7 protein-coding genes are annotated in these 8,179 nt (G+C 60.9%); all 7 read left to right on the forward strand.

Features of this window, described 5'->3' with window-relative positions; all coding sequences use genetic code 11:
* On the forward strand, nucleotides 1–781 hold a 781-nt coding region (locus tag VN887_18180), incomplete at its 5' end, for an aminotransferase class III-fold pyridoxal phosphate-dependent enzyme (protein ID HXT41943.1).
* The gene (phnA, locus tag VN887_18185) at nucleotides 778–2,037 is read left to right on the forward strand and encodes a phosphonoacetate hydrolase (protein ID HXT41944.1); all 1,260 of its coding nucleotides are present in this window, start codon (nucleotides 778–780) and stop codon (nucleotides 2,035–2,037) included. The genes VN887_18180 and phnA, both read left to right, overlap by 4 nt.
* Before the next feature lie 4 nt (nucleotides 2,038–2,041).
* Nucleotides 2,042–3,454, forward strand: coding sequence for a phosphonoacetaldehyde dehydrogenase (gene phnY / locus VN887_18190; protein HXT41945.1), 1,413 nt, complete (start codon nucleotides 2,042–2,044; stop codon nucleotides 3,452–3,454).
* A 305-nt stretch (nucleotides 3,455–3,759) separates the two neighbouring features.
* Nucleotides 3,760–4,695, forward strand: a complete 936-nt coding sequence (locus VN887_18195) for an MBL fold metallo-hydrolase (protein HXT41946.1) — start codon at nucleotides 3,760–3,762, stop codon at nucleotides 4,693–4,695.
* Between the two features lie 120 nt (nucleotides 4,696–4,815).
* Nucleotides 4,816–6,981 (forward strand): polyphosphate kinase 1, encoded by a 2,166-nt coding sequence (gene ppk1 / locus VN887_18200; protein ID HXT41947.1) that lies wholly within the window; start codon nucleotides 4,816–4,818, stop codon nucleotides 6,979–6,981.
* Nucleotides 6,982–7,032: 51 nt separating this feature from the next.
* Nucleotides 7,033–7,656, forward strand: coding sequence for a serine esterase (locus VN887_18205; protein ID HXT41948.1), 624 nt, complete (start codon nucleotides 7,033–7,035; stop codon nucleotides 7,654–7,656).
* 160 nt (nucleotides 7,657–7,816) lie between these two features.
* Nucleotides 7,817–8,179 (forward strand): IPT/TIG domain-containing protein (locus VN887_18210; GenBank protein ID HXT41949.1); only part of this gene is annotated, 363 nt, incomplete at its 3' end.

Genomic DNA, 8,179 nt, shown 5'->3' on the forward strand with positions numbered 1-8,179 from the left:
GGTCGCGCCATTCAACGACCTGACCACGACAGCGGAAATCATCCGCCATTTTGCCGGCGATCTCGCTGCGGTGATCGTCGAGCCGCTGCATCGGTGCATCTCACCGGTGCCGGGCTTTCTTCAAGGGTTGCGAAAACTCACCGAGCGACATGGGGTGGTGTTGATCTTCGACGAAGTGGTGACCGGCTTTCGCCTGGCGCTGGGAGGGGCGCAGAAATACTACGGAGTGTCCCCGGACCTCGTTGCGTACGGCAAGGCGCTCGGTGGCGGCTTTCCCATCGGTGCGTATGGCGGGCGGGCTGGTTTGATGGACGCTGTCTCGGAACGCCGCCTGCCCGGTCCGGGTTACGTCTGGTCGGCCTCCACCGGGGGAGGCAATCCCGTGTCGTGTGCGGCCGCGCTCGCCACACTCGACGTGCTCTCCGGGCGCGGCACGTATGAATCACTCCACGCCGCCGGCCAACGACTGCGGACATTGCTGGCGCAAGCACTCAAAGTGGCGGGGGAGCCAGCGCAGATGCTGGGAGACGGACCACTGGCCCAGGTCGCATTCACGGCCCGGCCCGTTTTGAACCAAAAGGACTGGCTCGCGAGTGATCGCGCCCGCGGTCGTGCGATAATGCTCGAGCTGTTGCGCCGCGGCGTATTCTTGAACCCGATGGGAACGAAACTCTACCTCTCACTCGCGCACGGCGACGCCGCGCTTGATGAATTCGTGAACCGTTTTGCGGACGCGCTCGCGGCAACGCGGTCGGCCCCGTACGAAGTTTCTCCCGGATGAAAGCGCCCTCGACCACGCCGTTCACCGTCAACGGCCATCGTTACGCGCCGCCGCCCCGGCCCGTGGTGGTGGTCTGCCTCGATGGTTCCGCGGACGAATACCTCGACGCGGCCATCGCGCGCGGTCGGATGCCGGTTCTCCAGCGCATCAGCGTGAGCGGTCACCGCGGACTGGCGCGCAGCGCCATGCCGTCGTTTACCAACGTCAACAACGCTTCCATCGTCACCGGCGTGCCGCCGTCGGTCCACGGCATCGGCGGAAACTTTTTTTACGACATGGCGAGCGGTCAGGAGGTGATGATGAATTCAGCGAAGTTTTTGCGTTGCGAGACGATTTTCCCGGCCGCCGCGCGCGCGGGACGCCGGGTGGCGGTGGTGACCGCCAAGGAAAAGTTGCGCGATATCTTTGCCAGTGGGCTCGTCGAGAAGGGCGGCGTCGCATTCTCTTCGGAAAAGGCCGGTCAGGCGAAGAAAGACATGCATGGTATCACCGACGTCGAAAGGCTGGTTGGCCGAGCCACTCCGCCCATTTACAGCGCGGAAGCCAGCCTGTATGTCCTCCGGTCCGGGGTCGCTCTTCTGGAAAAGGGAATGTCCGACTTCCTGTATTTGTCCACGACGGATTACATGCAACACCGGTTCGCGCCGGATGCACCGGAGGCGGTTGGGTTTTACGCGGACATCGACGCTGAACTCGGCAGGCTGCTGGAACTTGATGCCATCGTCGGTGTCACGGCGGACCATGGCATGAACGCCAAGCAAAAATCGGACGGGTCTCCGAACGTCATTTATCTCGAATCACTGCTGACCGAGAAGTTCGGCGCCGGCTTTCGCGTGATCTTGCCCATCACGGACCCGTACGTCGTTCACCACGGCGCGCTGGGTTCGTTTGCGGTCGTGCATCTGCCTCCGAAGGTCAGCGCCCGCCGCACGTTCAATATTCACCGCTTCCTTAACCGGCTCCCCGGCGTGACAGAAGTGTACGGGCGCAACGCCGCCGAAAAGCTGCAACTGCCCGCCGACCGGCTCGGGGACCTGGTGGTCATATCCGGCCGCGATGTGGTTCTCGGTCGCACGCCTGATCACCACCCCTTGAACGTGCTGGAGGGCGGATTGCGTTCGCATGGTGGCCGCTACGAGGAAATGGTGCCTTTCATCCTGAGCGAACGCCTCAAACCCGACTACGCCGTGCGGGCGGCCGGCGATCCGCGTAATTTTGAAATTTTTGATTTCACAGTGAACGGAACCGGGTCGTGACGCGATGAACCTGCCTTGTTACATAGCCGGCAAACCGGTTTCTTCGGGCGAACGTTGCACCATCAGGAGTCCGTATAACGGAGAAATCGTCGGCTCCGTTGCGCTGGCGGGCCGCGAACACGCCGACGCTGCCATTTCCGCGTCGCTTGCACCGCGCGCCTCGCTCTCCCGGCATGAACGCTCGACGATCCTCGACGCCGCCCACCGGCTCCTCGACGGACGCCGGGAAGAATTCGCCCGGCTCATCACCGGCGAAACCGGGCTCTGCCTGCGGGAAACGCGCTACGAAACCGGACGCGCGCTGGATGTGCTGCGGTTCGCTGCGATGGAGGCCCTGCGCGACGACGGTAGAATTTTTTCCTGCGACATTTCTCCGCAGGGCAAGGCGCGAAAGATCTTCACGGTTCGGGAACGGCTGGGCTGCGCCGTTTGCGTCACGCCGTTCAATCATCCGTTGAACACTGTGATTCACAAAGTTGCGCCCGCGATCGCCGCCGGCACGCCGGTGATTCTCAAGCCTTCGGAAAAAACACCGCTGACGGCGATCCGGCTCGCCGAACTGTTGTACGAGGCGGGGTTGCCGGGCCCGATGTTGAGCGTGCTGCTTGGCCCGACGAACGAAATTGCCGAACCCCTTGTGCAGGATCCGCGGGTGGACATTGTTTCATTCACCGGAAGCGTGGCGGTCGGCAAGCGCATCGCCGCGACGGCCGGCTACAAAAAACTTGCGCTGGAACTTGGGGGCAACGACCCGCTTATCGTGCTCGATGACGCCGACCTCGACCTTGCTGCGGCGCTCGCCGCCGAGGGCAGCTACCGGAATTCCGGCCAGCGTTGCACGGCAGTGAAACGCATTCTGGCGCACAAAAGCATCGCGCCTGAATTCACGCAGCGGCTCGTCCAAAAAACGAAAGAATACGTCTGCGGCGATCCGATGGACGAGGCAACGCGCGTCGGCACTGTCATCGACGAATCCGCCGCCCTTCATCTGGAAACGGTGCTGAAGGAAGCTGTCGCAGTGGGAGCGCAGGTGCTGACCGGCGGCCGGCGGACGGGCGCGCTGCTCGAACCCACAGTCATCGTGAATGTTCCGCGCGATTGCCGGATGATTGTATGCGAGAGTTTCGGTCCGCTCGCGCCGATCGTCGTCGTGCGCGACCTGGACGACGCCATCGAGGTGGCTAACTCGACCGTGTATGGATTGAGTTCAGGCATCGTGACGCGCTCGCTCGACAAGGCCGTCGAATGCGTAAAACGCCTTCGCTGTGGCACGGTGAACGTCAACGAAGTCCCCGGTTTTCGCATCGAGAATTCGCCTTTCGGCGGGATTAAGGACAGCGGGCTGGGGGTCAAGGAAGGCGTGATTGAAGCCATGAAATGCTTCAGTTTCGTGAAGACGTTTTCTCTCCCCTGGTGAAGGCCTGGTTTCGAGAAACCCGACGGCGCAATGGAAACGACGGGGATTGATTGGACTCGGCGGTTGAGTAAACGCCGCATGTAACAAACCCCCCTCCCGGCGGAAGGTTGTGGACGTCGATACAATCGCCCGGGCCCTTGCCACTCCGGCAATCGCGGGAGAGAGCAGAGTTGCCATCAACTTTTTCATAAAAACCTTTCCGTCATCCCGGCTAACGTTCATTCTTACATCTGCCGTTGGGCCAACCGCCATGGTTGTTTGTTATCGAACGCGGCGGTATGGCCTTGCGGAATGAAGTGTGTTCAATGAAACGTGAACAAGGCCAAGTGCATCGTCCGGGCCGGCTGCGGCAGCCCCTGCCCCGATCGTTCAAAGAGCTGACACCCACCAAGGCCTTTAATCCGCGCACGTTCTTTTATGAAATGGTCTGGAAGGCGTTGCTGACCCGCCGCAAAGGACTTCACAAGCGGCCCGAGTTTCCCAGGCTGATGCCCGGCCAGGTCGCCCTGACCTGGATCGGGCATGCGTCCTTTCTGGTCCAGTTTCACGATCTGAACGTCCTCATCGATCCAAATTTCGCCAACTGGCTTTTCCTCCTCAAGCGCATCAAGCGCGCCGGTCTCAAGTTGAAGCACCTCCCTCCCATTGATCTCGTCTTGTTGACGCACGCGCATTTCGATCACTTCCACAAACCGACGCTGCGACGCCTGCCGCATCCGAAGGTGGCGGTGGTCCCCTGGGGTGTGAGCGATCTGGCCACCGGACTGGGCTTCGAGCGGGTGATCGAGCTTGAATGGTGGGAGAGTTTTTCGCGCAACAACTGGAAAGTGACATTGACGCCCAGCAAACATTGGGGAGCGCGCATGTTGCGGGACGACCATCGCGGTTATGGCGGATTCATCCTCGAACACGAGGGGCGCCGCATCTACCACGCGGGCGACAGCGCGTATTTCAACGGCTTCCGGGAAATCGGGGAACGCTTGCGGCCGGAGATCGCGCTGCTGCCCATCGGAGCCTATTACCCGGATTCGTTCCGCAACGTCCACATGGGCCCGGACGAGGCGGTCAAGGTGTTCCACGATTTGCGGGCGCAATGGCTCGTACCGATGCACTATGGCACATTCAAACTGTCTTTCGAGCACCTTGACGAACCGCCACGCTGGCTTTTGGAACTGGCCGAAAGGCAGCGATTCCGCGACCGGGTCAGAATCCTCGAGGAAGGCGTCCCGCAAGTCTTCTGACGACGAACCCGCGTCCGCCTTCGCGGGCAGTTTCCGGCCCAAAACGCGCAACAGCGCGTTGCCACACAATTGTAACTCGCCACTGACCTCATTGTCACGATAGTCTGCAGTCCCTCGGCTATGGCGACGACGGAAGCTACAACCTTCGGGGCGGCCCATTTCATCAACCGCGAGTTGAGCTGGTTGGAGTTCAATCAGCGCGTGCTCGATGAAGCGTTGAATCCCGCCACGCCGTTGCTCGAACGGGTGAAATTCTTCTGCATCACCAGCTCAAACCTCGACGAATTCTTCGAAGTGCGGGTCGCCGGACTCAAACAGCAGATCGAAAGCGACGTGGTCGAGCGGAGCATTGACGGTCTCACGGCGACCGAGACGTTTCGGGCCGTCACCCGGCGCGTGCGGCGGATGGTGGAGCAGCAATACGTCTGCTGGCGCGAGCGATTGGTGCCCGCGCTGACGGAAAGCGAAATCCGCTTTCTGCAATTCGCCGAACTGGGCGCTGCCGACGTCGCGTGGCTCGAAAACTATTACCGCACACAGGTCAGGCCCGTGCTGACGCCGCTGGCCATAGACCCCGCGCATCCGTTTCCGCAGCTGCTGAACAAATCACTCAACATGATGGTGCAGCTCGAAATGCCGAACGGTGGCCAGATGCTTCGCCACCTCGCGGTGGTGCAGGTGCCCCGCGTGCTGCCCCGGCTGGTCAAACTGCCGCGTGAGGATTCCCGACGGGACTACGTCTTCCTTGGGCACCTGATCGGACATTTCCTGGCGGATCTGTTCCCCGGCACATCCATTCGGGGATACTGGCACTTCCGCGTCACTCGCAACAGCGAGTTGTATATTGACGAAGAAGACGCCGACAACCTGCTCAGAGCGGTCGAGGACGAATTGCACAATCGCCGGAAGGGCGCCGCGGTCCGGCTCGAACTGGAAAAGGATTGTCCGCCCGAAATCTGCGCCGCGTTGCTCGGCACCCTGCACCTGGCGGAGGATGATCTGTACGTCATTGACGGTCCGCTGAATCCGACGCGACTCATGACCGTTTACGAAGGCGATCATTCGCCCGAGCTGCGCGACCCGCCATTTGTTGCGCCGATGGCCGCTGCGTTTCGTGACCAGACGGATCTGTTCGCCGTCGTCCGTGAACGCGACGTTCTGCTGCATCATCCGTACGAAAGTTTCAGCGCGGTGGCAGACTTTCTCGAAGCTGCGGCCGCCGATCCGAAGGTACTGGCAATCAAACAAACGCTCTACCGGACGGGGGGCGATCCGCGCATTGTGGGCGCGTTGATGAATGCGGTGCGCAACGGCAAACAGGTCACCGCGGTCGTGGAACTGCGCGCCCGGTTTGACGAGGCCAACAACATTCAATGGGCGCGCCGACTGGAGGAGGCGGGCGTCCACGTCGTGTACGGCCTGGTGGGTTACAAGATCCACGCGAAGATGCTGCTGGTGGTGCGCAAGGACGATGACGGCATCCGGCGCTACGTTCATCTGGGCACGGGGAACTACAATCCCGGCACTGCGCGCCTCTACACAGACCTTGGTCTGTTCACATGCCGGACTGATTTTGGCGAGGATGTGACCAACCTCTTCAATCTGCTGACCGGCATCTGCCAGTTTCAAGGAACGCGCCGGCTGCTGGTGGCCCCGTTCGAGTTACGCGAGCGATTGCTGGCCCTGATTCACCGCGAGGCGGAGCACGCGCGCCAGGGTCTGCCCGCGCGGATCATTGCCAAAATGAACGCGCTGGTGGACCGCGAAATGATACAAACGCTTTATCTGGCCGCGCGAGCGGGTGTGAAGATCGACCTTATCGTTCGCGGGATTTGCTGTCTGCGGACCGACGTGCCCGGGACGGGCGCAAACATTACCGTGCGCAGTGTTGTGGACAGGTTCCTGGAACACAGCCGGATTTACTACTTTGAAAACGCCTGCCAGCCCCGGGTATTTTTGGGCAGCGCCGACTGGATGCCGCGGAATTTTCTCCGCCGGATCGAGGTTATTTTCCCGATTGAAGACGGGATTTTGCGGGAACGCGTCAAGCGCGAAATGCTGGAGATCATGCTGGCGGACAACGTCAAGGCGCGAGTGCTTCGGCCCGACGGATCGTACGACCTTCCCTCCGTAAGACCCGGCGTTCCACTGTGGCGCAGTCAATCCGAATTCATGGAACTTGCGAGGAGCAACCACGCGGGTGCGGCGAAAACGACAAAAGACGAGGCGCCGTCGCGGTCCAAATACACGAGGGTGAAACTGGCCCGCAGGCCGTTCGGCAGGTAACCCCGGCCGCTGCAGGCTTCCAATTTTTTCAACTTGAGTTTTAATCCGGCCATGCTTGAAGCGGACCTCGTGCCGGCGCCGGAGAAGAACTCACCCTGCCTGATGGTTGTCTTGCACGGGCTGGGAGACAGTCTGGAGGGCTATCGCTGGCTGCCGCCCGCGCTGGGATTGCCGTGGCTGAATTATCTGCTGGTCAACGCGCCGGACCCTTATTTTGGCGGCTATTCGTGGTACGACTTTTCCGGGGACGTGGGCGTCGGCGTGGAAAGAAGCCGTGCTCTGCTGATTGAATTGCTGGACGAGCAACGCAAACTCGGTTGGACCACGGAACAATCGGTCCTGTTCGGCTTTTCCCAGGGCTGCCTTATGACGATCGAGATCGGTTTGCGTTATCCGCACCGGTTTGCCGGCCTCGTGGGCATCAGCGGTTATGTCCATGAACCGGAGCAATCGCTTCGAGAACTCTCGCCTGTCGCAAAGTTGCAGCGCTTCCTCATCACACACGGCACAGATGATCCGTTGATCCCGTTCGCAGCAGTGCGGGAGCAAATCAAGCTGTTGAAAACCGGCGGGCTGCAGATTGAGTGGCATGAATTTGTGAAGGCTCACACGATCGCCGGTGAAACGGAGTTGGCTGTGATCCGCGATTTCGTCCGGGCATGTTACGGGCGGTAGGCGGTCGTCGCTTCTTCCTTTCTTCTGCCGACGGGTTTGACTTTTGCCGTCTTTTCTGGTCTCGTGTCGGCGCTGGTTTCGGGAAACGCTCGGGAGCGACAACTTCACCTTGCGGATTGCGAACAGAATGCGCCTTACATATTTCCATCGAGCCAAGACGGTGGCCTTGATTCTGCAGTGCTCCTTGTGGACGCCATTGACCAGGGCGGCGCCGACCGTTGGCAGTATTTCTCCGACACAGGGAAAACCCGGCACCCAGGTTGTCATCAACGGGTCCGGGTTTTCGACGGCGACGGAAGTAAAATTCGACACGACGCTCGCTGATTTTATCGCCACCTCCGACAGCCGCATGGTCGCCACGGTGCCGGTGGACGCCACGACGGGGCAGATTCGCGTGACCAACCCAACCGGAGTGGGCGCCAGCGGCGGCAGTTTTCTTGTTATTCCGCGTATTTCCGATTTGTCACCGGGGCGGGGCGCGACGAACACGGTGGTGACGATCGATGGATTCAACTTCCTCGGC

This window comes from Candidatus Angelobacter sp. (genome assembly GCA_035607015.1).
GTDB lineage: Bacteria > Verrucomicrobiota > Verrucomicrobiia > Limisphaerales > AV2 > AV2.